Source organism: Actibacterium lipolyticum (genome assembly GCF_900184935.1).
Classification (GTDB): Bacteria; Pseudomonadota; Alphaproteobacteria; order Rhodobacterales; family Rhodobacteraceae; genus Actibacterium_A; species Actibacterium_A lipolyticum.
The window spans coordinates 572632-596188 of the sequence record NZ_FXYE01000002.1; the positions used below are offsets into that span (position 1 = coordinate 572632).

General features: G+C 57.8%; 24 protein-coding genes and 1 tRNA gene. 15 read left to right on the forward strand and 10 right to left on the reverse strand.

Annotation, left to right across the window (positions count from 1 at the left end):
• Positions 1-55 precede the first annotated feature (55 nt).
• A complete protein-coding gene (locus COL8621_RS11475; protein WP_093967497.1) occupies positions 56-439 on the forward strand; it encodes a VOC family protein in 384 nt (127 codons plus the stop codon).
• Positions 439-1143: a helix-turn-helix transcriptional regulator gene (locus COL8621_RS11480; protein WP_093967498.1), complete on the forward strand. Its 705-nt coding sequence runs from the start codon at positions 439-441 to the stop codon at positions 1141-1143. Before COL8621_RS11475 ends, COL8621_RS11480 begins: the two co-directional genes overlap by 1 nt.
• A gap of 128 nt (positions 1144-1271) precedes the next feature.
• Here the strand turns inward: COL8621_RS11480 and efp are convergent, their stop codons facing one another.
• Positions 1272-1835: an elongation factor P gene (efp, locus tag COL8621_RS11485; RefSeq protein WP_093967499.1), complete on the reverse strand. Its 564-nt coding sequence runs from the start codon at positions 1833-1835 to the stop codon at positions 1272-1274.
• Positions 1836-2052: 217 nt separating this feature from the next.
• On the opposite strand from efp, the gene COL8621_RS11490 reads away from it, so the two are divergent.
• Complete coding sequence (locus COL8621_RS11490) at positions 2053-2373, forward strand: DUF6280 family protein (protein WP_093968537.1); 321 nt, start codon at positions 2053-2055, stop codon at positions 2371-2373.
• A gap of 115 nt (positions 2374-2488) precedes the next feature.
• Here the strand turns inward: COL8621_RS11490 and COL8621_RS11495 are convergent, their stop codons facing one another.
• From COL8621_RS11495 to COL8621_RS11505, 3 genes are all read right to left on the reverse strand, one after another.
• Positions 2489-3352, reverse strand: a complete 864-nt coding sequence (locus COL8621_RS11495) for a hypothetical protein (protein WP_141137883.1) — start codon at positions 3350-3352, stop codon at positions 2489-2491.
• A gap of 67 nt (positions 3353-3419) precedes the next feature.
• A complete protein-coding gene (locus COL8621_RS11500; protein WP_235823844.1) occupies positions 3420-4796 on the reverse strand; it encodes a TolC family outer membrane protein in 1377 nt (458 codons plus the stop codon).
• 84 nt (positions 4797-4880) lie between these two features.
• Positions 4881-5534 carry a protein-L-isoaspartate O-methyltransferase family protein gene (locus COL8621_RS11505; protein ID WP_093967502.1) on the reverse strand — a complete coding sequence of 218 codons (654 nt, stop codon included), beginning with the start codon at positions 5532-5534 and terminating at the stop codon, positions 4881-4883.
• A gap of 128 nt (positions 5535-5662) precedes the next feature.
• Here COL8621_RS11505 and COL8621_RS11510 point away from each other — a divergent pair.
• Together COL8621_RS11510 and COL8621_RS11515 are read left to right on the forward strand one after the other, a co-directional pair.
• A tRNA-Cys gene (locus COL8621_RS11510) sits at positions 5663-5736 on the forward strand.
• A gap of 255 nt (positions 5737-5991) precedes the next feature.
• Positions 5992-7389, forward strand: coding sequence for a site-specific integrase (locus tag COL8621_RS11515; RefSeq protein WP_235823845.1), 1398 nt, complete (start codon positions 5992-5994; stop codon positions 7387-7389).
• Between the two features lie 125 nt (positions 7390-7514).
• Here COL8621_RS11515 and COL8621_RS11520 read toward each other — a convergent pair whose 3' ends face one another.
• Positions 7515-8402 (reverse strand): hydrogen peroxide-inducible genes activator, encoded by an 888-nt coding sequence (locus tag COL8621_RS11520; protein ID WP_306345721.1) that lies wholly within the window; start codon positions 8400-8402, stop codon positions 7515-7517.
• A gap of 100 nt (positions 8403-8502) precedes the next feature.
• Here COL8621_RS11520 and COL8621_RS11525 point away from each other — a divergent pair, with 100 nt between their 5' ends.
• Together COL8621_RS11525 and COL8621_RS11530 are read left to right on the forward strand one after the other, a co-directional pair.
• On the forward strand, positions 8503-9147 hold the full coding sequence (locus COL8621_RS11525; protein WP_093968539.1) for a peroxiredoxin: 645 nt from the start codon (positions 8503-8505) through the stop codon (positions 9145-9147).
• A 65-nt stretch (positions 9148-9212) separates the two neighbouring features.
• Positions 9213-10082: an MBL fold metallo-hydrolase gene (locus COL8621_RS11530; RefSeq protein ID WP_093967504.1), complete on the forward strand. Its 870-nt coding sequence runs from the start codon at positions 9213-9215 to the stop codon at positions 10080-10082.
• A gap of 10 nt (positions 10083-10092) precedes the next feature.
• Here COL8621_RS11530 and COL8621_RS11535 read toward each other — a convergent pair whose 3' ends face one another.
• Positions 10093-10554 (reverse strand): RrF2 family transcriptional regulator, encoded by a 462-nt coding sequence (locus COL8621_RS11535; protein WP_093967505.1) that lies wholly within the window; start codon positions 10552-10554, stop codon positions 10093-10095.
• A gap of 123 nt (positions 10555-10677) precedes the next feature.
• Between COL8621_RS11535 and COL8621_RS11540 the strand changes: the two genes are divergently transcribed.
• The 8 genes from COL8621_RS11540 (at position 10678) to COL8621_RS11580 (ending at position 20704) form a co-directional block, all read left to right on the forward strand.
• The gene (locus tag COL8621_RS11540; RefSeq protein ID WP_235823846.1) at positions 10678-12300 is read left to right on the forward strand and encodes an ABC transporter ATP-binding protein/permease; all 1623 of its coding nucleotides are present in this window, start codon (positions 10678-10680) and stop codon (positions 12298-12300) included.
• Positions 12297-13958: an amino acid ABC transporter ATP-binding/permease protein gene (locus COL8621_RS11545; protein WP_176438482.1), complete on the forward strand. Its 1662-nt coding sequence runs from the start codon at positions 12297-12299 to the stop codon at positions 13956-13958. Before COL8621_RS11540 ends, COL8621_RS11545 begins: the two co-directional genes overlap by 4 nt.
• A gap of 124 nt (positions 13959-14082) precedes the next feature.
• Complete coding sequence (locus tag COL8621_RS11550) at positions 14083-15696, forward strand: cytochrome ubiquinol oxidase subunit I (RefSeq protein WP_093967507.1); 1614 nt, start codon at positions 14083-14085, stop codon at positions 15694-15696.
• Positions 15697-15701: 5 nt separating this feature from the next.
• Positions 15702-16865 carry a cytochrome d ubiquinol oxidase subunit II gene (gene cydB / locus COL8621_RS11555; protein ID WP_093967508.1) on the forward strand — a complete coding sequence of 388 codons (1164 nt, stop codon included), beginning with the start codon at positions 15702-15704 and terminating at the stop codon, positions 16863-16865.
• 11 nt (positions 16866-16876) lie between these two features.
• Complete coding sequence (gene cydX / locus COL8621_RS11560) at positions 16877-17014, forward strand: cytochrome bd-I oxidase subunit CydX (RefSeq protein ID WP_093967509.1); 138 nt, start codon at positions 16877-16879, stop codon at positions 17012-17014.
• Positions 17015-17091: 77 nt separating this feature from the next.
• On the forward strand, positions 17092-18402 hold the full coding sequence (locus COL8621_RS11565; protein WP_093967510.1) for an NAD(P)/FAD-dependent oxidoreductase: 1311 nt from the start codon (positions 17092-17094) through the stop codon (positions 18400-18402).
• A gap of 12 nt (positions 18403-18414) precedes the next feature.
• Entirely contained in the window at positions 18415-18771 is a 357-nt protein-coding gene (locus COL8621_RS11570) for a DUF5368 domain-containing protein (protein ID WP_093967511.1), read from the forward strand.
• Positions 18772-20461: 1690 nt separating this feature from the next.
• Positions 20462-20704 carry a hypothetical protein gene (locus COL8621_RS11580; RefSeq protein ID WP_141137884.1) on the forward strand — a complete coding sequence of 81 codons (243 nt, stop codon included), beginning with the start codon at positions 20462-20464 and terminating at the stop codon, positions 20702-20704.
• A gap of 522 nt (positions 20705-21226) precedes the next feature.
• Here COL8621_RS11580 and COL8621_RS19160 read toward each other — a convergent pair.
• The 4 genes from COL8621_RS19160 to COL8621_RS11595 form a co-directional block, all read right to left on the reverse strand.
• Positions 21227-21373: a hypothetical protein gene (locus COL8621_RS19160; RefSeq protein WP_176438466.1), complete on the reverse strand. Its 147-nt coding sequence runs from the start codon at positions 21371-21373 to the stop codon at positions 21227-21229.
• A gap of 202 nt (positions 21374-21575) precedes the next feature.
• Entirely contained in the window at positions 21576-22091 is a 516-nt protein-coding gene (locus COL8621_RS11585) for a redoxin domain-containing protein (RefSeq protein WP_093967514.1), read from the reverse strand.
• A 129-nt stretch (positions 22092-22220) separates the two neighbouring features.
• Entirely contained in the window at positions 22221-23105 is an 885-nt protein-coding gene (locus COL8621_RS11590; protein ID WP_093967515.1) for an NAD(P)-dependent oxidoreductase, read from the reverse strand.
• The gene (locus COL8621_RS11595) at positions 23102-23554 is read right to left on the reverse strand and encodes a GlcG/HbpS family heme-binding protein (RefSeq protein WP_093967516.1); all 453 of its coding nucleotides are present in this window, start codon (positions 23552-23554) and stop codon (positions 23102-23104) included. The genes COL8621_RS11590 and COL8621_RS11595 overlap by 4 nt, the downstream gene beginning before the upstream one ends.
• Positions 23555-23557 lie beyond the last annotated feature (3 nt).

The window sequence follows — 23557 nt, forward strand, 5'->3', positions numbered from 1 at the left end:
GTTGTCAGGAGGGCTGTGCCATGTACTGATCATTGTTAACCGAAGGATCAGAGCGATGAGCTTTAAACCAACGAACCCAACCGTCTGGATCGAAATTCCTGTCACAGACATGACCAAGGGTATTGAATTCTACAAAACCGTTTTCAACTTCGAGTTTAAGGTCGATGAAACCGGCCCCAATCCCGTGGCGATGATCTGTGCAGCCGGCCCAGACGGCGTAGCGGGGCACCTGTACCCCGGCAAGCCTTCAGCGGATGGTGATGGGCCAACCGTGCACCTTGCCGTCCACGACACCGTAGAAGAGGCGATGGACCGGCTGGTCAATGCAGGCGGCACAGAGGTCAGCCCTGTCATCACCATCCCACCGGGCCGCTTTGCCTATGCCCAAGACCCGGAAGGCAACTCCATCGGTTTGTTTGAACCGAACAGGGCCGCCTGATGCGTCGCGCCGACCGCCTATTTCAGATCGTGCAGTATCTGCGCGGCGGTCGGCTGATCACGGCACGCCAACTGGCCGAGTGGGTGGGAGTGTCAGAGCGTACAATCTATCGCGACATCGCCGACCTGATCGGTTCGGGCGTTCCGATAGAGGGCGAGGCAGGCGTCGGGTACTTGATGCGCGCGGGCTATGACCTGCCGCCGTTGATGTTCACCAATGATGAAATCGCCGCGCTTGTCGCTGGGGCGCGATTGATCCAAGCCTGGGGCGGGCTGGGCATGGCCCGCTCTGCCCGCGAGGCCCTTGAAAAGATCGACGCGGTATTGCCAGACGCCCCCCGCGCTCGCGCCGCAGAGGTGCAAATTCACGCAATCGCCATGCCAACGCTTAGCGCAAGTGATCGCGCGATGCTTGACCGGCTGGACGAGGCAATCGAAACGCGCACCGGGCTTTCAATTCACTATCAGGCTGCAGACGGCAAACCGTCACAGCGCCTGATCCGGCCGCTTGGACTGTGGTTCTGGGGCAAGGTTTGGACGTTGGTCGCGTGGTGCGAACTGCGCGACGATTTTCGGATGTTCCGTATTGATCGAATTGAACGCTGTGACGCAGCAGAGCCCTTCAAATCTGAACCCGGCAAAGATCTGAAATCGTTCTACGCCACCGTTCAGCGCGAACACCCAGACGCCGCCCCACACCAATAAGCCAACTGTGCCTTTGTGCGTTACGCATCATGTAAGGGAGGTTTTTAATCCAGTCTCTGCCATTCATCCCGAAGGCAGCACCCTGCCCCGGCGGTCAAACACAGCGGGGCAGGTTTTTTCGTCGGCCCTTAGGCGCGTTCGGAGTAATCCATCGTTTCGGTGTTCACGATGATATCTTCATCCTGCCCAACAAACGGCGGCACCATCACTTTGACGCCGTTGTCCAGAATTGCGGGCTTAAAGCTGTTGGCAGCGGTCTGTCCTTTGACAACCGGCTCTGTCTCAACAACCTTGCAGGTCACTTTCTGAGGCAGCGTCGCGTTCAGCGCTTCAGCTTCGTGGTATTCGATCACGACCGTCATACCGTCCTGCAGGAACGGGCGACGATCGCCCAGAATTTCCGCTGGCAGTTCGATCTGCTCGTAGGTTTCGGTATCCATGAACACCAGCATCCCGTCGGTTTCATAAAGAAACTGCTGGTCTTTCTGCTCCAGCCGGACCCGCTCTACCTTGTCGGCGCTGCGGAAACGTTCGTTCAATTTAGAGCCGTTACGCAGATTGCGCATTTCGACCTGAGCGAACGCGCCGCCCTTGCCGGGCTTCACATGGTCCACCTTAACCGCGGCCCATAGGCCACCATTATGTTCCAGAACATTTCCGGGGCGAATTTCGTTACCGTTGATCTTGGGCATGTTACAAAACCTTACCGTAAGGTTGATCAGAGTTGGCTGGCACCTATATCTTGGACACAGACGCCTGACAAGGCGACTAGATACAGTAAAAGGCGGGAATAAGCCATGCGCGGCGCGCATAGGAGGTATTCCATAATTGAAATACCGAATCGCTGCAAAACAGCCATATTCGGCGGCACGCCTGAAATGCAAGAGCAAGAATAAAAAGGACGACGAGATGGTCGATTTCGTTGATGGCACCGCATTCAACCACGAACAGGGAAACCGCGCGAAAAAACTATTTGCCGCGGTGGTACTTGCTGCACTGGATGATGCGATTGCAGACGACAAAAAGTACGGCAACGGACCAGAGCAGATTGCCCGCTGGGCGCGTTCTCGTGATGGTCGCGAAGTGCTTTCCTGTGCCGGCATTGACCCCAATGAACGGGTTGTTTCCGGTCTGATGGAATTCGTTGGCAAAGGTGTTCGCACCTCGGTCGCGCTATCCCGTGAGGAAAGCGAACGTCGCCAGATGCAGGAGCAAGCTGAAGCAGCTTGATCCAAAGCACTGCTATGCTTGAAAGGCGCGCCCACATCTGGGCGCGTTTTTCGTTTTCGGATGTTCGATAAAAAAATGCCCCGCCAAGAAGCGAGGCATGAACGCCCGCCCCGCCCTAGTCGAAGTCGCGGCTGGCCATTGCGCGGTTAATCTCGCGGCGGACAAGTTTGCGCACGTTGCGAGTGATACGCTCACCCAACGCGCCCTGAAGCTCTTCGCGCACAATCTCCGAGATCAAGTCTCGCAGTATTTCTTCGTCGATGTTCGCTGGTAGGTCGTCGCTTAGATCGAAACCTTTGCTGAACGCGTTTTCCGTTTCCTCGGAAACAGCGCTGACTGCCGCACTTGCAACCACTGCGACGTCGTCCATGACCTCTGGAGCGACTGCGTTAAGGATTTCATCCTCAGGCTCTTCTGCCGCCTCTTCTACCGCGTCAAAAGAAGTCTCGTCGGTGGTGGCACCTGCATCATTGGCCGGCGCCATGTCAGCCTGTGGCAACGGGTTCTCAAGAACCATCGTGCCGAGGGCCTCTTCGTCCCCGTCAGGCTCCCACTCTTCGTCGGCAAGCGCGACGGCCGCCTCTAGCTCTGCGATACGATCTTCAAGCGTGACGGTTCTGGGCCCACGGGTCGCAGTCGGGTCAGCCGCGCTTTCGTGCGCATTGGTCGTAGAAAAAGAAACCGATGGCTCGCTCGAATCGCTATAGAAGCTGTGGCTGCGCGAAAACACCGGAGGTTCATCAGAAAACAGGACCTCCGATTCGTCGCTATCGTCCTCGGTCTCGGCCTCTTCCTTGGCGACGCGCAGCGCAGGTGTCAGCACCAAGCGTTCTGTCCGCTCATCTTCCTCAGACTCCAAGTTTTCCTGAGGCCGACTGCCTGTTGGGCGCCCCTGTCGCTGAGACGCTTCGTCCGAAACAAGCCGCCGTATAGACGACAGTACATCTTCAATTTCCATATTGCGTACCAGGTCCGACATTGCCCGTTTCCTCAAATATTCCGCAGGTATGGTAGCCTGAGCAGTGCGAAGACACAATCACTGGTATCTAGTTGCTCTCACGACCAATGCCCTTCAGCACCCGATCAAGCTGATCACCCTGCACGCTGCGAACAGGCGCGTTTTTGACCGCGTTATAGTAAGCCGCTGGATCATAGGTCGGGATACCAAGCTTCAGATGATCCACGGTCAACAGACCCATGGATGACAAAAGCGCATAGTAAGCTTTGAACAGGCTTGTTTCAGCTTCGACACGCGCCGTACGGGCGTCCAGAAGCTCCTGCTCGGCATCAAGGACATCAAGCGTGGTACGCGCGCCTAAACGCGCTTCTTCGCGGGTGCCGTCAAACGCAAGCTGAGCCGCGCGAATTCGCTTATCGCTGGCTTCGACCTGCGCACGGGACACGGCCACACCGGCCCACGAATTTCCGACATCCTGCTCAACCAGCTGAACGCTGCGGTGCAAGTTCGCACGATCAGCATCGCGCCCGGCCAAAGCCTGACGTTCCGCAGATTTCAGCGCCCCACCTGTATAAAGCGTCTGGCTTAGCTCCAGACCGACGCTGGAATTGTCCTGCCCTGCATCATTGCGCGAAAACCGTGCGGTGGCATCAACAGACGGACGACGCGCAGCGCGCGCACGACCAATGTTCAGTTCCGAAACTGTAACCTCGCGCTGCGCAGCTTCGATGCTTGGGTGTGTACGAACCGCGATCGAACGCGCCTCGTCCGCGGATTTCGGAAGGCTGGGCACCCGCGGCAAACCGGAAAGCGCCTTGGGGTAGCGCCCGACAGCGGCTTTGTAAGCCTCCCGCGATGCGGCAAGCTCTCCCTGCGCGGCCACAAGGCTGCTTTGCGAAGCGGCAAGCCGTGACTCGGCCAAGGAAACATCAGTACGGGTGACTTCACCAACCTCAAACCGATCGCGCGCCGCACGAAGCTGTTCCGTGATCAAGCGAACGTTGTTCTGCCCCAGCGACACACTTTCCAGTGCACTGCGCACATCCAGATAGGCCTGTACCGCCGAAAACAGAACGCCCTGCTCGACCGAAACCAACCCGGCACGTGCGCCCAGAACGGTTTCTTTGGCAGCATCGATGGCCAAGCGGTTTGCACCGCCGTCATACAGGTTAAGGCTTGCCTGAAGCGCAAGCGACGATGACAAATCACCCGAGTTCAGCACTGTGTCTGAATAGGTGGAACTGGCGATAAAGCTAATGATCGGGCGCAAAGATGCGATGGCCTGCGCCACGTCTTCATCTGCGGCCCGCAGCAAAGCGCGGTTCTGTTCCAGCAAGTTACTGTTCTTGTAGGCTGCGATCATCGCGTCCGTCAGCGTTTCCGCAGAGGCGCTTGGCGCGACGACCGCACCGACGCAAGCCATTGAAATTAGTCCGGCAACCGTATTTCGAAACCCATAGCCCATTATACTGCCCTCGTTCCGCTCAATTTTCTCGTACCAATTGCGGCTGGCCTAATTCACTGGCTCCATTTTACCGCATCCACGCATTTAAAGTGCGAACGCCCGACCTTTTTCAAACCCAGGCAAAACTGGCGCGCCCGCGTTAAATGCAAAGCGCCAAGAGATCGCTCCGTCGATCTTATACCCAATACGGCAGACGCCCAAGGCCTCTTCCATAAAGATTGCGGCGATGCGGCCTCCTTCCCTCAGTTGGCCCAAAATGCCTTCTGGGATGTGCTCTACAGCGCCCTGAATGGTAATAACGTCATAAGGTCCGTGCTTAGCCGCACCATCAACAAGCGGGCCCTCAATCACGGCCGCATTGTCAACGCCACGCTCGGACAGAGTCGACTGTGCATCGGCCGCCATTGAACCGTCTTCTTCAACAGCAACAACCGCTTCGGCCATACGGGCGATGACAGCTGTGGAATAACCAAGGCCGCAAGCGATATCCAAAACGATTTCGTCAGGCTGGATATCCAACGCGTCCAGCATCTTGGCCATGGTGCGCGGCTCCAGCACGACGCGCGCCTGGCCCAGCACGACGTTTTCGCCCATATAGGCAGCTTCCCGACGGTTCGCAGGCACATAGGCCTCCCGCGGAACAGAAAGCATTGAATCAATTATGGGAAACTTGGTCACGTCCGAAGGACGAACTTGCGTATCTACCATCATACGGCGGCGCGTTGCGTAGTCTGTCATGTGACTAAACTCTTTGGTCTAGTTGAGGTCAATTCAGTGATGCCACAGAAACCCGGGCACGGCAACACGCCAACGTGTCGAACGGCGCTTGCACCCCCTCAAACCATGCGCTATGTCACCCGGACTTCGGCGAGTTGGCGGAGTGGTTACGCAGCGGATTGCAAATCCGTGTACACCGGTTCGATTCCGGTACTCGCCTCCAAGTGCTTCTAAATCAGCGACTTAGCTTCGTGGCTATCAAGTGGGACACAACAGTGGAACACAAACCATGAAGCTGTCAGCCTACCTAAGCCCTTCAAGACACGGTATATTCTATTTCCGTTGGCCTCTGCCCCATTCCGGGCTTGAGAAACGCAGCACTGTTAAGATTTCATTAAGAACAAGATGTCCACATCAAGCGGCAGACTTAGCGAGATACTTAGCTGCACATGGTAGAATCGTAAGGGATAGCAACACGTTGGCAGGACTTCGGCAAAGCGAGATACGCGAAAAGGTGACGGTCTACTTCAAGGCCCAACTTGACCAGTACCTTGACTGGCTGGACCGTCGCGGGCTGTCAAAGAATGCCTTAGCCGACGCACGCGAAGAAATGCTGGACCATGATTGCGGCGTTGATCTCGAAAGCCTTAGCCCCGCATACTTGCCCATTGCTCGCTTTAAGCGGGTCATGGACGTTTCAGACGAACAATGGGAGGCCAGCCAGCCCCGGATCACCATAGAACTGCGCAAGGGGCGACGGGACATGCTCAGGCGCGTTCTGGACGCCGCTGAGGGCCAAGAAAGCTATTCCTATGGCGAAACCCCGGCAGCCATAGTCGCGCCTCCTGCGCCCACTCAGGACGCCTCATCGCCGCTTGGTGTGGCTGTCGAAGAATTTAACGCAGACCAAGCCCGCCGCCTACCTGACAAAACCGCCAAACAGAACCGGGCCTATCTCGGCATTCTTCTGGAATACTTCGGCCCAGAGCGGCTTTTGGGGTCGATTACCAAGCAAGACGCGAACAAGGTCAAACAAGTGCTGCATGACCTTCCATCCAACCGGAAGGTCAAGACAACCCTGAAAGGCTTGCCCTTGATGGAAGCAATCAAGGTTCCGGGTCAGGCCAAGATTTCGGACAAGACCATTGACAGCCATATCCAGATGTTCGCGGCTTTCTTTCAGTGGGCCGAAACACACGGCCACGCACCGCACAGGCTCTTTGAAGGCATGAAACTGGGCAAACGCGCCAAGAAGAACGAGATAAAGCGCAAGCCATTCACGCCCGAACAGGCACAGCGCATCTTGACTGAATTGACCGAAAATACTTCTGGCCTTGTCCGCAGTGAAAGCCACAAGTGGGGTATGCTGTTGGCCCTGTTCACCGGGGCACGCCTGAACGAGATTTGCCAACTGCACATTGCAGATGTGCGTCAAGAAGACGACATATGGTTTCTGGACATCACAGATGAAGGCGACGACGGCAAGAAACTGAAAACAGAAGCTGGGCGGCGAAAAGTCCCCCTCCACTCGGAATTGATACGCCTCGGTTTCCTTGAGCTTGTTCAAAGCCGCAGCAAAGGCAAGCGGCTTTTTCCTGACTACAACCTCAACGTAAACGGTGGGTACGGGCGCAGTCTGGGCCGCTGGTGCAATGAACGGTTCTTGCCTGAACTCGGCATCAAAGAACCGGGTATCGTGTTTCACTGCTTCCGGCACACCATTGTTACAAGGCTGAGCCAAGTCGATGTGCCGGAACCGATTGTGCAGTGTATTGTCGGCCACGCCCGATCAGGCGTGACCCAAGACGTGTATATGCGCGAAGGCTACAAGCTCCGCCAACTCAAGTCGGCGATTGATCGGTTTAGAGTGTTCTGAGGGGTATATATGCGTTTAGAACGGCCCGTTGCGGACATTCAGAGCGAGCTCAATAAATGTCAGAGGTCTGCTGGCTGTGAACCTGCGATCCATTTGACAGAATCGCCGCGCTCTTCATAGCTCGTCTATTCATCGATTACCTGCGCTGAGAAAATTTTAGCCAGTTTCTGGAAAAGATCGGCCCGCGCGGACGAAGGTCGGAAGGCCAAGGTAACCCGACGCGGGCAAGCGTCCGGCAAAGGTGTCAGTTGGATATCCACGTGACGTGTCACCCCTGCGCGGATGGCGAGTTCCGGAAGCAGGGTGATGCCGAGGCCTTCCGAGACCATGGCAATCAATGTGGTCAAACTGGTTGCCGCAAAGCGGTTCTCCGAGGTCTCGAGCCGACCGGGATAGGCCGCAAGCGCATGGCGTTGAAGGCAATGACCCTTTTCCAAAAGCATGATCTCGCTGCTATCGATCAGGGTGGTAGCACCGCCCTCGGGAACCCGGTCCGACGGCGTTGCAAGCTGATAGCCATCCTCGAACAGCTCGATCAGCTCCAACGATCCGGTGTCGAAAGGTAATGCGATCAAAATGACATCAAGGCGTCCGTCATGAAGCCCGGCAATCAAACTCTCCGTCAACTCCTCCCGCAGAAAGAGCCGCAGGTTGGGCAATTGCTCTCGGATGTGCGGTAGCGCCCGCGGCAACAGGTAGGGCCCAACGGTCGGGATTGCGCCGAGCTTCAGGTCACCTTCGAACGGATTGCGATGCGCACGCGCCAAGGCCTCAATCTCTTCGGCCTCGACCAGCATGCGCTGCCCCCGTTCGGCAATTTCGTGGCCCAGCGGTGTCAGCATCACGTGACGCCGTGTGCGTTCGACCAACTGCACGCCGAGCCGCTCTTCCATGTCCTTGATCCCAGCACTCAGCGTCGGCTGCGTGACAAAACATGTCTCGGCAGCGCGTGAGAAATTGAGCGTATCGGCGACTGCAGTCAGGAAATGTAGCTGACGGAGCGTGACCATCATAGAAATCTCCTATAAATATTAGTGATTATTCCAGTTTCTCCTATAAGTGTCGAGCGGTTATCTATGTGCCATCGAAACGCTGCACATAAGGATGACAGCCATGACCACAGAAACCCGCCCAGCCGGGCCCCGTCTGAACGAAGTTGCACCTGCCTTTGACGCGCCGACAACCCATGGTCGCAGGTCCCTCGAGGATTACCGCGGCAAGTGGCTGATCCTGTTCTCGCACCCGGCCGATTTCACCCCGGTTTGTACCACCGAGTTCATCGCCTTTGCCAAGCGCCAGGACGAGTTCGCCGCGCTGAACACCGAGCTTCTTGGCCTCTCGATCGACAGCCACTACAGCCACATCGCATGGGTGCTGAACATCAAGGAGAAGTTCGGCGTCGACGTGCGTTTCCCAATCATTGCGGATCTGAACATGGCCGTCGCCCAAGCCTATGGAATGATCCAGCCTGGGGCATCCGACACGGCCGCCGTGCGGGCCACGTTCATAATTGACCCCGAGGGGGTATTGCGGGCCATGGTCTACTACCCGATGAATGCCGGCCGTTCGGTTGCGGAAATTCATCGCCTGCTGGTCGCCCTCCAAACCGCCGATGAGAACAAGTGTGCCATGCCCGAGAACTGGACCCTGGGCGATGAAGTGATCGTACCCACCCCGGCTACTCCCGACGCCGCACTGGCCCGTGCCAGCGAAGGTTACAATACGGTCGATTGGTACTTCTCGACCCGTGCGTTGTGACGCCCTGTGGCGGGCCGTAACCCGGCCCGCTGCCCCTGCAGTTTAGAAAAAAGGACGAGATCGCCATGACAAATCCAATCGTGAAATCATTCTGGGACGAACCAACCGGAAGCTGGCAGTACGTCTTCCATGATCCCGACACCATGAAAGGTGCCATCGTCGATCCCGTACTGGATTTCGATCCGCTGGCAGGGGCGATCTCGGCCGCCAATGCAGAGCGTCTTCTTAACTATGTGCGCGAGACTGGGATCGAGCTTGTCTGGATCCTCGACACCCATCCCCACGCGGATCACTTCTCGGCAGCGCAGTGGCTCAAGGCCCAGACCGGTGCCCCCACCGCGATCGGCGCAAAGGTGACCGGTGTGCAAAAGCTGTGGCAGGGCATCTACAACCTGCCGGCAGATTTCCCGACCGATGGCAGTCAGTGGGATAAAAGGTTTGCTGATGGAGACACCTTCATGGTGGGCAACGTCCCCGTGACGGTGATGTTCTCGCCCGGTCATACCATGGCTTCGATCACCTACGTGGCGGGCGATGCGGCCTTTGTGCACGACACGCTTATGATGCCAGACAGCGGAACCTCGCGGGCGGATTTCCCCGGCGGCAGTTCTGATGCCCTGTATGACAGCATAAGCGCGATCCTTGCCCTACCGGAGGACACGCGGGTCTTTGTCGGCCACGACTACGCGCCCGGCCGTGAACCGCTTTGCGAGGCAACCGTTGCCGAACATCGCGCCGCCAATATCCACTGGAAGGACGCCCCTTCGCGTGCCGAGTATCGTGAAGTCCGCGATGCGCGCGACGCGACCCTGCCGCTGCCAAAGCTGATGCTGGCCGCATTGCAGGTGAACATCCGCGGCGGGCAGGTGCCCAAGGCAGAAGACAACGGTAGATCCTATCTCAAGGTGCCATTGGACTATTTCGAAAGCCGCTAAGCGCGCCCGGTCATGGGCGGCAATCGTCTGGCATCTCGGGTTTGAGCGACAAAAGCGCGCTCAGCCCGCAATTGCCCTGCACAAGGTCGTGCAGCGTCACCAGATCGAGTTCATGGTAAAAGGCGTCAAGTGCCCGCTCTATATAGCGCCGCAAACGACATGCCGTGTGCAGCGGGCATGTATTCGTCTTTTCGTCGAAACACTCGGCAAAGGGGATGTCGCCTTCGAACACGCGAAAGACACCACCGATAGACACCTCTTCAGGGTGACGGGCCAATGCGAAACCACCGGCTCGCCCGCGTATGGTAGAGACATATCCTTCGGCCTGAAGACGCTGGACCACGTGCGCGGTGTGATTGATGGAACAGTTGCACAGGTTTGCCACTTCGGCTGTCTTGAGCAGACGACCCGGATTGTCGGCACACGCCATCAAAATGCGCGCAGCAAGGTTGGTTCTCGTGGTCAGTCGCATAAAATCTCCGTAAGTCTCAATAATCCTGCATTTCTGATCCGGAATTTACTTTGAGCCAAATCAAGTCGTCATGTGCTGTCCGCACGTAAACATGCATTCAGGATGCGAAAAAGCGGAGCGCCCGTGCGAGCTTTCTATTTCAGACACCTCACGACTGAAACCATCGGAGCCTGGCTGTCCGTTCTCGCCTCCCTCATCTGGCTTGGTGCCGCTGCTGTCATCGCCTGGGTGTTCGACCGACTCCTCGCGACCGAACACGTGTCGGCATATCAGGCGGGCATCCTGTTGCTTGGCCTGTGGGCTCTTCGCGGCATTGTGGACGTCGGGGCGCAACATCTGCTGTCAAAGGCCGCTGATGCGCAGATTGCAGCATTGCGCCACGAGATCGTGACGACAGAGGCCCGTTCGGGGACGGAATCCGGCCACGGAGGGGCCGGTGCCCTTGCCGCGCTTGTCACGGAAAAGCTCGAAGCGCTCCGCCCTGCTCTCCTTCGCTATCAGCCAGCGCGGCTGCGGGTGATGGTCCTGCCGTTGGTGATCCTGTGCATTGCGGCATGGCACAGCTGGGCAGTCGCGCTCGTACTGCTTCTTGCAGGCCCGCTGATCCCGCTATTCATGGCACTGGTGGGCTGGGCGGCCAAGGATGCAAGTGCGCGGCAGATGCAGGAAGTCGGTCAGTTGAGTGACATGCTTGTAGACCGGCTTGCGGCTCTGTCCGATCTCAAGCTGATCGGCGCCGGGCCGACGACCGTCGAGACTTTCGCCTCCGCCAGCGAGGATCTGCGTCACCGCACCATGGCCGTATTGCGCATCGCTTTTCTGTCATCGACCGTCCTGGAACTGTTTTCCGCCCTCGGCGTGGCCATGGTAGCGATCTGGGTCGGGTTCTCTTTGTTGGGGGAACTTGGCTGGGGCGGTTGGGGCACGCCGCTATCCCCGGGAATCGGGATGTACCTGCTGCTGCTCGCGCCCGAGTATTTTCAGCCTTTGCGCGATCTGGCCGCGGCGTGGCACGATCGGGCCGCGGCCGACGCGGTGAGAGACGAAGTCACAGCGTGGCGCAGCGAAACACGTACTCAGCGCATCGGAAGCGGCGCAAACGCATTGCCCGCAACCATAACCCCAACGCTCGAGATTCGGGGCCTGTGCCATCGCGGCGTCAACTATCCGGACTTCCGCTTGGACCTGGGCGACACCATCGCCATCGAAGGCCCAAGCGGGGCGGGAAAGACGACGCTCTTGCGATTGATCGCGGGACTGGAACGCCCTGACAATGGTGCGATCCTCCTCGATGGCGTCCCGTTGGGCGAAGCGAATGCTGACCAATGGCGGGCGGCAATCGGCTGGATGCCGCAGGCGCCACATTTTCTGAACGGATCACTTAGATACAACATCGGCTTCGGCGACCCGGTCATGGCGGACACGCTAATCGCTGCGGGTTTGCGCGATGTGATCGACACCTTGCCCCGCGGTGATCTCACACTGTTGGGGGAACGTGGCGCAGGCCTGTCCGGCGGAGAGGGGCGACGGATAACACTGGCCCGGGCCTTACATGGTGCATCGGGTATCCTCATCGCGGACGAACCGACAGCGGATCTCGACCCAGCAACAGCCCGTATCGTGGGCGATTGCCTCGTGCGATTTGCGCAGGATGGCGGCACGTTGATCGTCGCGACGCATGACACGCGTCTTGCGGCGCGAATGTCGCAACGCCTCTCGCTCGTCAAGGTGAGGATGGCGTCATGAAGGACTTGGCTTCGATCATCCTCACAATCCTGAACGCGGACCGGCGCGCCTTCGCCCGTGGCTTTGCGCTCGCGGTCACGGTCCTGGCCATGGGGGTGGCATTGCTGGGACTGTCAGGGTGGTTCATCGTCGCTTCGGCGGCGGCGGGGATGGCTGGAATGGGCATTCTGTTCAACGTCTTCGCGCCGTCCGCCATGGTGCGCTTCCTGGCACTCGGGCGCACGGCAGCGCGTTACGGTGAACGCGTTCTGACCCATGACGCCACGCTGCGAGCGGTGTCCGATTTGCGCGTGTCCCTGCTCAGAGGCCTGTTGACCAAGCCGCACCGCGCACTGGAACGCCTGCGGGCGAACTCGGAGTTGAACAGAATCACGGCGGACACGGAGGCACTGGATGGCGTGCTGCTGCGGTTGGTCATTCCAGCGGCTGCCGGTGGCGTCACGATCATGGCTGTTGCAGTGACACTATGGATCCTCGTCCACCCATCGGTCGCCCTGATCATCGGCGGGGGTTACCTCGTCTTGCCGACAGCCATTTTCTTCATCGGTCAGCGTATCGCGAAGTCACCCGCGCGCCTGTCCGAGGCCGCCCTTCAGGCGGGCCGAAGCCGCATGATCGACCTTGTTTCTGGCCGGGACGACCTGAGCGTCTTTGGCCAGTTACTGCCCGTGGCAGATCAGACGATTGATGCCTTTAACCGCGGATCCATGGCGAGGGAGCGCTTGGAGAGTATCGAGCGTCGCACGGGGCTGGCGCTGGACATGGTCACGGCGATTGTGACGACGGGCTGTCTCGTTGTGGGGGTCGACCTCGTGCAGGCCGGTGAAATCAACCCTGCAACGGCCGCCATCGGGGTCTTCGCGTCTCTTGCGCTGGCAGAGGCCGTGGCGCCCGTGAGGCGCGCATTGTCTGAGATCGGGCGCATGACGCAGGCGGCCCGGCGCGTGCGACCGACCCTGGACGAGGCTCAAGGAAATCCTGACTTGCCCATAGTGCCGGCCAACGGCAATCGATTGCAGATGGAGGCCGTGACCCTTGAAATCGCGGGCAGACCTTTGTTTGCGCCGGTGACTCTGGACCTGGGACCTGGCGAGACGGTCGTGCTCGAAGGTGCCAGCGGCAGCGGCAAAAGCACCGTGCTGCTTCTTGCCATCGGGGCATTTTCACCGACGAAAGGCCAAGTGCGCTACGCTGGACGCGACCCGGCAAAGCTGCCGGTGTCAACGGTGACGGAAGAGGCCGTTCTTGTGCCGCAACGCCACGCCCTGATCGCGGACACTGTCGCCGCGAACTTGCGGCTCGCCGCACCCGGTGCAAGTGACGAAACGCTCTGGCGGGCGCTGGATGCCGTTTGCCTTTCCGAGACTCTGCGCGACCGCGGTGGACTTCAGCTTCGCCTTGGTCCGCGCGGCGCGGGTCTTTCAGGGGGCGAGGCGCGTCGGCTTGTTCTTGCACGGGCGATTCTGCGCGATCCCGCGCTGATGCTTCTGGATGAACCGACCGAGGGGCTGGACGATACCGCGGCGCGACAAGTGATGACCGGGCTGCGCAAGGCCTGTCCGCAAGCAGCATTCCTCATCGCAGCGCACCGAAGCGCGGAAAAAGAGCACGCGGACCACATCGTCCGCATCTCCACTTCCAGAGCAACAAAGCGCTGATCCCAAAAAAATACGCAGCAGAGATGCGAGTTTGATCCAGATCATACTCACATTCCGGATGCGGAATATAAATACTGGAAATTTGCAATTTAGATGCGGAATTTAACTCGAAAGGATCACGCTCATGGAGTTCGGACTGGTCGAGCTGTCGCGCCTGCAGTTTGCGATGACGGCCATGTATCACTTTCTTTTCGTGCCACTGACGCTTGGCCTGTCGATCCTGGTCGCGGTTATGGAAACCGTTTACGTCATGACCAACCGCCCCATCTGGCGGCAGATGACCAAGTTCTGGGGCACGTTGTTCGGCATCAACTTTGTCCTGGGTGTCGCGACGGGCATCACCATGGAATTCCAGTTTGGCATGAACTGGTCGTATTACTCGCACTATGTGGGCGACATCTTCGGTGCGCCGCTGGCGATCGAAGGTTTGATGGCCTTCTTCCTTGAGGCGACCTTTGTCGGGCTGTTCTTCTTTGGCTGGGACAAGCTTTCGAAAGTGCAGCACCTTGTCGTCGCCTGGCTGGTGGCACTGGGCTCGAACTTCTCGGCGCTGTGGATCTTGATCGCCAATGGCTGGATGCAGAACCCCGTGGGCGCCGAGTTCAATCCCGACACAATGCGGATGGAGATGACCTCTTTCTTCGAGGTGGTTTTCAACGAGGTGGCTCAGGCAAAATTCGTTCATACCGCCAGCGCAGGCTATGTCACGGCATCGGTCTTCGTTCTGGGCGTATCGGCGCTCTACCTGCTTCAGGACCGGCACAAGGATCTGGCTCGACGGTCCATCGCGGTGGCGGCGTCCTTTGGTCTGGCTTCGGCGCTGTCGGTGGTCGTGCTGGGCGACGAATCCGGCTATTCCGCCAGCCACACTCAGAAGATGAAGCTCGCCGCGATCGAGGCGATGTGGGAAACCGAACCTGCGCCCGCGTCCTTCACCCTTGTCGGTATCCCCGACAAGGAAGCGCGCGAAACGCATTATGCCATCCATATTCCGTGGGCGATGGGCCTGATCGGCACCCGCTCCCTAACCGAGGAAATCCCCGGCATCAACGATCTGGTGAGCGAGGCCGAAGAAAAGATTCGCCGTGGGATCATCGCCTATGACGCGCTGATGACGATCCGCGAGAACCGTGGTGATGTTCCTGCCGACGCTCGATTCATCTTTGAACAAAACGCCGAAGACCTGGGTTTTGCCTTCCTGTTGAAGCGCTATGTCGAAGATCCGCGTGATGCCACCGAAGAGCAGATCGCTCTTGCCGCCGAAGACACCATTCCAGGCGTTTTCCCACTGTTCTGGGCCTTCCGCATCATGGTGGCGCTTGGCTTCAGCTTCATCGCGGTGATGGCCTATTTCTTCTATCGCGCGTCTTTCCGGAACATGCAGTTCCCGCGCTGGTCGCTCTATGCCGCCGTGGCGATCATCCCGACGCCGTGGCTGGCCGCCGAGCTTGGCTGGTTCGTCGCGGAATTCGGCCGCCAGCCATGGACGGTAGACGGCGTATTGCCGACTGCGCTCTCGGCCTCTCACCTTTCCATAGCGGATCTGCTGATCACTCTGGCGGGCTTCGTGATCTTCTACACGGTGCTCTTCGTCATCGAGATGAGCCTGATGGTGAAGTACATCCGCAAAGGACCTTTCCAAGACGTCGAAGAAACCCACGCGTGGCAAGCTCGGCACGAGGCGCGGCTGCGCCAGATGCCGGATGAACCGACCGCATCCACAACCCCGGCGGAGTAAGTGACATGATCCTGTTTGAGCTGATCGACTACGATACGTTGCGTGTCATCTGGTGGGCGCTGCTGGGCGTGCTGCTGATCGGATTTGCCCTGACCGACGGGTTCGACATGGGGGTAGGCGCGCTTTTGCCCTTCGTTGCCAAGACCGACGTGGAACGCCGTGTGGTCATCAACACCGTCGGCCCCGTCTGGGAAGGCAACCAGGTCTGGTTCATCCTTGGCGGCGGTGCGATCTTTGCCGCTTGGCCACCCCTTTATGCCGTGTCCTTCAGCGGCTTCTACCTCGCGATGTTCGTTATCCTCGCTGCCTTCATCGTGCGGCCGGTGGCGTTCAAGTACCGTTCCAAGCGCGACAGCGTCACATGGCGGACCCGCTGGGATTGGGCGCTGTTTGCCGGTGGCGCGGTGCCGGCCCTGCTGTTTGGTGTTGCCGTGGGCAACGTGCTGCTGGGTGTGCCGTTTCATCTGACCGAAGACCTGATGCCCATGTACGACGGCAACTTTGCGGTGAAATTCCTTGGCCTGCTGCGCCCCTTCGCACTGCTGGCGGGCGTGGTATCCTTTTCAATGTTGCTGATGCACGGTGCGGCATGGCTGTCGTTGAAAACCGAAGGCGAAGTGGCCGGGCGCGCCCGTCGTATCGGCATGATCGCTGGGTTGGTGGCCGCCGGGGGCTATGCGCTGGCAGGGTTTTGGTTGGCTGTTGGTATCGACGGCTTTGCCCTGACGAATGACGTCGTGCCCAACGGTCCGTCCAACCCGCTCTACTCCGAGGTCGGCCGCGAGGGTTCATGGCTTGCTGCATACGCTGCGCGGCCCTGGATCACCGTGGCCCCGCTTATGGGTTTCGTCGGCATCGCACTCGCGATGCGAGGCCTTCAGGCGGGGCGCGAAGTCTCGACGCTGCTGTGGTCCAAGCTCGCTATCACCGGCATCATATCGTCGGTCGGTCTGACCATGTTCCCCTTCATCCTGCCGTCGACCGTCGACCCCAACAGCTCACTAACCGTCTGGGACGCATCCAGTTCGCACCAGACTCTGTTTATCATGCTCGTCTGTGCGGCGATCTTCATGCCGCTGATCCTCGCCTACACCGCGTGGGTCTACAAGGTGCTCTGGGGCAAGGTCACCGAGGCAGACGTCACCAAAAACGCCGACACACTTTATTGAGGACATACGCGATGTGGTATTTTGCCTGGCTTCTTGGCCTCCCGCTGGCCGCCCTTTTCGCCGTCTTGAACGCGATGTGGTTGGAACTGCGCACCGACGCCTGCTTTTCCGAAGAGGGCGACTGCCCGGTGGGCGAACACAAGCACTGACCGTTCCTTCCGATCTTCCTCGCGCTGCTGATCGCTATCGGCCGCACCGCAGGAAACCGAAACGATAGGAGAAGAAAATGACCAACCCAATTGCCACGCGGCGACAGTTTCTCGGGCTGGCGGCAGGTGGCGCTGCGGCTGCGACCTTGGCAGATACGCGACGGGCGCAGGCCCAAACGCCTACCTCGGCGCGCATCGTGATCATTGGCGCAGGCGCTGGCGGTACAGCTTTGGCCAATCGCCTGGTGCGACGGCTGGCCGGCGCACAGATCACGCTGCTGGACCCGCGCGTCGAGCATCTCTATCAGCCGGGCCTGACCTTGGTGGCGACCGGCCTCAAACCCGCCAAATACGTCACAAGCAAGACAACCGACTGGCTGCCCGACGGCGTCACGCTGATCCCGGAGAAAGCCGCTGCCATCGATCCGGTTGCCAAGAAAGTGTCCACGGACAGCGGACAAATGCTCGACTATGACTTCCTCGTGGTCGCGCCCGGCCTGATCCTCGATCACGACGCCATCGAAGGCTTCTCGCTCGACATGGTCGGCGAGAATGGCATCGGAGCACTTTATGCCGGACCGGATTATGCTGCCCGGACTTGGCAGGCCGCTTCGAAATTCACCGAGGAAGGCGGCTTTGGCCTGTTCACCCGCCCCGAAACGGAAATGAAATGCGCAGGCGCCCCGCTGAAGCATACCTTCCTGATCGACGACATCGCCAAGAAAGCGGGCAATGGCAGCAAGATCGACGTGAACTACGCCGCGCCACAATCTGCGCTGTTCGGCGTGCCCATCGTGGCCGAGAAAGTCCGGATGCTGTTCAAGGATCGCGGCATCACCAGCCACTATCAGCATACGCTGAAAGCCATCGAAGCGGGCGCCAAGCGCGCCACCTTCCAGACGCCCGAGGGCGCTGTCGAGATTGACTACGATTATATTCACGTTATCCCCCCGCAGCGCGCACCCGATGTAATCCGCCAGTCGGGCCTGAGCTGGGCCGACAAATGGACAGACCAAGGCTGGGTCGAATGCGACATGGCAACCCTGCGACACCTGCGCTTTCCAGAGATCTGGGCTCTTGGCGATGTTGCCGGCGTGCCAAAAGGAAAGACGGCGGCCAGCGTCAAATGGCAGGTGCCTGTCGTTGAAGATGGTCTCGTTTCCGCCATCGAGGGCAAGGAACCGACCGAGACCTATAACGGCTATACGTCATGCCCGATGATCACCCAGGTCGGTCGCGCCATGCTGGTGGAATTTGACTACAACAACGACCTCGTGCCCTCATTCCCGGGGATCATCGCGCCCCTGGAAGAGCTCTGGATCAGCTGGCTGATGAAGGAAGTCGCCCTGAAAGCCACATACAACGCCATGCTGCGCGGACGCGCCTAAGGAGAAACGGCCATGAAAGACCTCACGTTTGAAACGCTTATCGCCGTGTTCGAGGAAATCTTCGGGCGCGGCCTGTTCTGGTTCATGTTCGTGGCGGCTGTCGTCGTCACGATCGCATATCTATACGTGCTGATCCGGGATCGCTCGATCAGTTGGCGCAAGTTTCTGCTGGCCCAGATCGCCATGCCCATCGGCGCCGTGATCGCCGTGTGGTTCGTTCTCGCGATGACGCACTCCAGGCTTGCCAATATCGGTGGCCCGGTTGACTTGATCGTGCTTCTGGGCGTGGCAGCTGGTGGGGCCATCGGCTCGGCCATCCTGGTCTATACCATTCAATCCCTGATCAGAGCTCCTTCGTCAGAGGAGTAGCGCCACCCAATAAGCATCGTGCCGAGACAGGAGCAAGCGGCGCCACTCCGACTGCGTGGCTGCTCATCAAATCACCAGACCTCAAAAGAGCGCGAAGCAGTTCATGCCAGTTGGCAAAGAAAGTGCTGTATTCGGGTAGGGCAGTGTCCTTTTTCGCGTCGAACTGAAGAGGCTGCGCGACGCTCAGCAAGGAATTTCACACCCGCGGTTCTATTCTGATCGTGAAAAGAATGCCCAGCACAACCTGCGCATTGCGGACTTTCGGGAGCCCCGCGGCGAACTTCCGCTTCCCGCCCAAGGCAAGCAGGTGACATGACAAACCTGGATCTTCGATCTTTGAAAAACTTTCGGCGGTCTAGTGCTCGGTGTTACGGGCCGCAGACACGTCTTTGGAGGCTCAGGAATACCCGCTGAGCGGCCTAGTCATGGTTTGGCAGGCGACTGGGTGCAGATCGAAGGCGAGAAGGAGCCACACGGGCCAGAGAATCGCCCTCAAGCCTCGGCCCTCCCTTCCGTGACAGTTACCAAGACTTACAGCAGCGGAGATAGCCGATTTGAATCGGCGCACCATGCGCAATTGCGATCACAGGCCAACACGGATCAGAAATTTTTAGAACATTTTTCCGAAGGGGGATACACATCAACAGCCGCTGTGCAGTTCCCCCTTGCCCTACCCGAATTGTCAGAGGCATACCACGTTGGTCTTGAGCGCATAGCAGCGAGCAAAGGCAAGCTAGTTCCTACGATCAAAGCAATTGCCTGCCCTGGGATACGCTGGGCGCTACGTGGCGCTGTGGCGGGGTTCGTTATCGGCCTTTTAATCCCAAGGGCTGGTGCTTTCATTTCTCTGGAGGTCTGGGCCGTACCGGTCCTATCGGCCTACCTAGGGGCCATGGCAGGAATTGCCATCGGAACCATGTAACGCGTTGTTTGTTGGGTCTACTCGAACTAAGTGGGCGGTCGCAGAAAAACGCAGGTATTCAATCCCGGTATCTATCTGTTTTCCAATCATAAATCCTATTCCTCACATATAGACAGAGAAGTAAGTGCGTTTGATCAGGTTTCTATTCCTCACATATAGACAGAAACCTATCGCCCCTTGGCCCTGTAGAGAATTACCCTGATCTGTAAGAAAGCCCTTCGGTATCTGTCTTGGCCAGATAATACCGGATGTATATATCATATATATCAATGTCTTAATTCAGATTAATCAATTCAAGCCCGATCCAACCATGTAAGACCCCACACAACACATTCAAATAAACTATTAAATTACAGGAACTTAAATAAATTGCACCTTCAGAACACATCCTTAGAAGCATTTTCACCGGGATAAGCACTGATTGGCTTTGACTATTTACAAACATCCGGGCTAGAAAATGGCACACAAGTGAGACACAAAACCCAATCTCTCACTTGATACCATAAGTTATACAAAGACTTAGAAACATGGTGTCGGGTCCGGTACTCGCCTCCATTTAAAATCAACCACTTAGCAGAAAACTCTTTCGCGCAAGTTTGCGCGTCTAAACATTTGTCTAAATATTCTCCTTTTGTTCTGGTCACATTCAATCGCTTCAGACCCACCAAGAGGTCGCGATCAAAGCGTGCGCAAAAGCGCCTTCCAACCAAGTGTTGCCCCCCCGGAATCCCTTCCCCTAGAGTCGCCGCAACGGTACGGGGAACAGAGATGATTTTTGTATGGCTCGGCAGATTGCTTGCTTGGGCGCTGATTGTTTTCGGCACCGCGCGTGTAATAATCGGTTTTTATGTAGCAAGGAACTTTGTGGAACCTGCTGCATACAACGCGGCCACAGCCCGCTATTTGGGATCATCCACTTCTGGGGAAGCTATCGATAAAGGCTTAATGTACATTGCTATCGGAATTGCGTTCGGCCTGCTGGCGCGCATCGCAACCCAGCGAAGCAGCTAAAAAATCCTATTGCCTCAGGTCAGCCCTCATCTAAGGCGGCTGAAGAACTCTAAGCTGCTGCCTAACCTTCTTGTATAGTCCGGCATCGTCGCGAGACTCTGCCAGCATCAACCGCAATCAACTTGTCACCACAGGCCGCCCCCAGCAGCTCGTCAGCGGCGTTATATCGCCAACTGTGAGGTCGTCGCGCCATTGCGCTTCCAAGTCGCTCGATAGCTTCTCAGCATTTCTTGTAGCCACGGTTCACGTTCCTTTTTTGTGGTCTTAACTTAAGGAAAGCCCCGCGCAGGGTTCGTTTCCCGCCAACCCAAATCAACGCAGTGCTCCATGAGCACGCGCAAAACTCGGAGAGAATAGTTTGCAAAATAAGGCTTTTCGGCATTTGCGTCGCGTAACCGGATTGGACCTGTCACGCTTTATTGCCGCCCCACGTGCTCGTTTAGGCCACTCTCCTCTCGAAAGCGACAGGGCTTCTCCAGCCCAGTGCTGCGTGGTGACGACGGGGATTGCCCAGAGCCGGTATTAAAGCTGGGCCAAGGGTTCCAGACCGTCCAGCACGATCCTGATCTTCTCTTCTGCCGAATACTGCTTTCGCGTGGCGCGGCGGATGTCCTTGACGACCTTCTCGTCGTGGCTCTTACGCGTTCCGGGTTTCTGTCTCAGCTCCACTCCTTAGTGGTTGCGATCTGTCAGAAACCCTCCCTTATCAAATCGCCCTAGACTGTCCCATCGGTGCTGACGTCAGGCAGGACAAGACTAGCCTACCAAAGTCAATCAATTGCAAAGGCTTACCATGCCCCGCCACCCCGCCACTTTCACAATTGATGTCACATTCGGGGTGGATCGGGACTCGTCCGATGAGGTGGAGCGATTATGCCGTGCCTCGTGTGGGGCGATTGTTTGCAATATTGAATTTCATCCCGTCGAGCAATTCATCAAGATCTGGTCGAGCAGCCGGACCATTTGAAATATCAACCAGCATCAGAGCGCCATCGGGGCGAATCCCGAACGCGCCGGGTTCGGCGAAACGGCCCGTTGTCTCAGCTTCGGAAAGCGGGTCAGACACGTACAACCCAAGCGCGCGCATCTGGTCTTCCGCCAATCCATAACAAAGTTCGAAGGTCCAACCGAATTCAGCCTGATCTGCCAGCGCCTTTTCTTCCGTGTCCGCAGACACAACCACCAAATCCATCACGGCGGTCCAATCGGCCAGCATTGCCTCCAACTTGTTCAGGAACTTTTTGCAGCGCGGGCAATGCTTGCCGCGATAGACAAAAAGCATAGTCCAGCGATCGGATGGGGCACCGACCTGTACGGTGCCGCCGCCAACTTTTGGAAAAGTAAGGAGCGGTATTTGAGTGTCAACATTCGGTTTCGAAGAAGCCATAGTGTATCCTATCTCGTCGTGGCGACCTCACGGCGCGCTCTGACTAGTCATGTTTGCAGCTACGTTTCAGCGATGCACCGGGCGTTCAGCAGACGGGAAACGAAACCGCCAAGCTGCGCGCTCGCACGCTCAAAACTCATGTCTTTTGTTGGTGAAAAAATCAAAAATCTCGGGGACATTCAAATCGCCCATCCCCGCATCCAAAGCACCCTGAAGATTGGTGGAAGTACCTTCTGCTATCTCGGAACGGGCCCCTAAGTGTTCAACCATTGTCAAAAAGTATCCGATGTCTTTGGATGCATTGGCGATAGAAAAGCCAAGATCGCTGACGCCGTCCACCGCGTAGTTTTTGCAAAACTGCATGAATGGCGAATTGGATGGCCCGGCTGACATGATGTCGAACAGTTGTTGCCGATCAACGCCTGAGCGTTCAGCAACGGCGAAGGCTTGGCTCATGGTACAGACAGTTGTCATGCCCATGAAGTTGTTGATCAGTTTTGTGACGTGACCGGCGCCGAGGTCGCCAAGGTGAAAGACATTCTCTCCCAGCACGTCGAGGACAGGCTTGATCTTCTTAAAAGTCTCTTGGTCCCCAGCGGCCATGATATTCAGCAGGCCATCTTTAGCATGTGCAGGTGTTCGGCCCAGCGGCGCATCAATCATCCCCGCTCCTCTTTCCGCCAAATCCGCCCCGATTTTGCGCGTTGAACTGGGGATCGAAGTGCCGAAATCCAACACAACAGATCCGGGCTTGATGCCTGATAAAATGCCGTCGTCGCCGTAAACGAGGCTTTCTACGACGTCTGACGTGGTCACGCATAGCATGACAATGTCACTGGCTTGTGCAAGCGCGGCCGGTGTGTCGACTTCAACCGCCCCACGTTCGGTAGCTTTCGCGACGGCTTCCTTATTTCGCCCCATCACAACCAGATCGTATCCGTTGTTTTGCAAGCATTCGGCCATATTGCCGCCCATAAGGCCGAGGCCGATAAAGCCGATAACTGGTTTGGTCATGTGGTTCCCCTTAAAAATGACGACGAACTTGGTTCATTGGAGAAGGCGTCGACGCCAGCTTGCGCAACTTCCAAGTCTTGTGCCGGCGTGCCCGAGCTTACGCCGATGCCGCCGACAACGTCGCCTGCGTCAAAGACAGGCAGGCCTCCGCCGACAACGACCATGCGCCCACCCAAAGCAGATGCAATCCCGTGGGCCGGTTTGCCGGGTTGATTGGCTTCACCAAGAATATGGGTTCCCTTCTTGATCCCACACGCGGTGTAGCTCTTGTCGATTGCAAGGTTAATGCCGGTGATCTTGGCGCCATCCATGCGTTCGAACGCGATAAGATTGCCGCTTTCATCCGTCACCGCGATGCACATCGATACGCCGATACGTTCAGCCTTAGCCTTCGCGGCCGCGATCAACGCTTTAGCATCTTCAATGTCGAGCCGTCTAAGTGTCAGCACTGC

Coding starts and splice junctions, on each gene's coding strand:
- COL8621_RS11475 (WP_093967497.1), top strand. CDS start 56: ATGAGCTTTAAACCAACGAACCCAACCGTCTGGATCGAAATTCCTGTC.
- COL8621_RS11480 (WP_093967498.1), top strand. CDS start 439: ATGCGTCGCGCCGACCGCCTATTTCAGATCGTGCAGTATCTGCGCGGC.
- efp (WP_093967499.1), bottom strand. CDS start 1,835: ATGCCCAAGATCAACGGTAACGAAATTCGCCCCGGAAATGTTCTGGAA.
- COL8621_RS11490 (WP_093968537.1), top strand. CDS start 2,053: ATGGTCGATTTCGTTGATGGCACCGCATTCAACCACGAACAGGGAAAC.
- COL8621_RS11495 (WP_141137883.1), bottom strand. CDS start 3,352: ATGTCGGACCTGGTACGCAATATGGAAATTGAAGATGTACTGTCGTCT.
- COL8621_RS11500 (WP_235823844.1), bottom strand. CDS start 4,796: ATGGGCTATGGGTTTCGAAATACGGTTGCCGGACTAATTTCAATGGCT.
- COL8621_RS11505 (WP_093967502.1), bottom strand. CDS start 5,534: ATGACAGACTACGCAACGCGCCGCCGTATGATGGTAGATACGCAAGTT.
- COL8621_RS11520 (WP_306345721.1), bottom strand. CDS start 8,402: ATGATGGTCACGCTCCGTCAGCTACATTTCCTGACTGCAGTCGCCGAT.
- COL8621_RS11525 (WP_093968539.1), top strand. CDS start 8,503: ATGACCACAGAAACCCGCCCAGCCGGGCCCCGTCTGAACGAAGTTGCA.
- COL8621_RS11530 (WP_093967504.1), top strand. CDS start 9,213: ATGACAAATCCAATCGTGAAATCATTCTGGGACGAACCAACCGGAAGC.
- COL8621_RS11535 (WP_093967505.1), bottom strand. CDS start 10,554: ATGCGACTGACCACGAGAACCAACCTTGCTGCGCGCATTTTGATGGCG.
- COL8621_RS11545 (WP_176438482.1), top strand. CDS start 12,297: ATGAAGGACTTGGCTTCGATCATCCTCACAATCCTGAACGCGGACCGG.
- COL8621_RS11550 (WP_093967507.1), top strand. CDS start 14,083: ATGGAGTTCGGACTGGTCGAGCTGTCGCGCCTGCAGTTTGCGATGACG.
- cydB (WP_093967508.1), top strand. CDS start 15,702: ATGATCCTGTTTGAGCTGATCGACTACGATACGTTGCGTGTCATCTGG.
- cydX (WP_093967509.1), top strand. CDS start 16,877: ATGTGGTATTTTGCCTGGCTTCTTGGCCTCCCGCTGGCCGCCCTTTTC.
- COL8621_RS11565 (WP_093967510.1), top strand. CDS start 17,092: ATGACCAACCCAATTGCCACGCGGCGACAGTTTCTCGGGCTGGCGGCA.
- COL8621_RS11570 (WP_093967511.1), top strand. CDS start 18,415: ATGAAAGACCTCACGTTTGAAACGCTTATCGCCGTGTTCGAGGAAATC.
- COL8621_RS11580 (WP_141137884.1), top strand. CDS start 20,462: ATGATTTTTGTATGGCTCGGCAGATTGCTTGCTTGGGCGCTGATTGTT.
- COL8621_RS11585 (WP_093967514.1), bottom strand. CDS start 22,091: ATGGCTTCTTCGAAACCGAATGTTGACACTCAAATACCGCTCCTTACT.
- COL8621_RS11590 (WP_093967515.1), bottom strand. CDS start 23,105: ATGACCAAACCAGTTATCGGCTTTATCGGCCTCGGCCTTATGGGCGGC.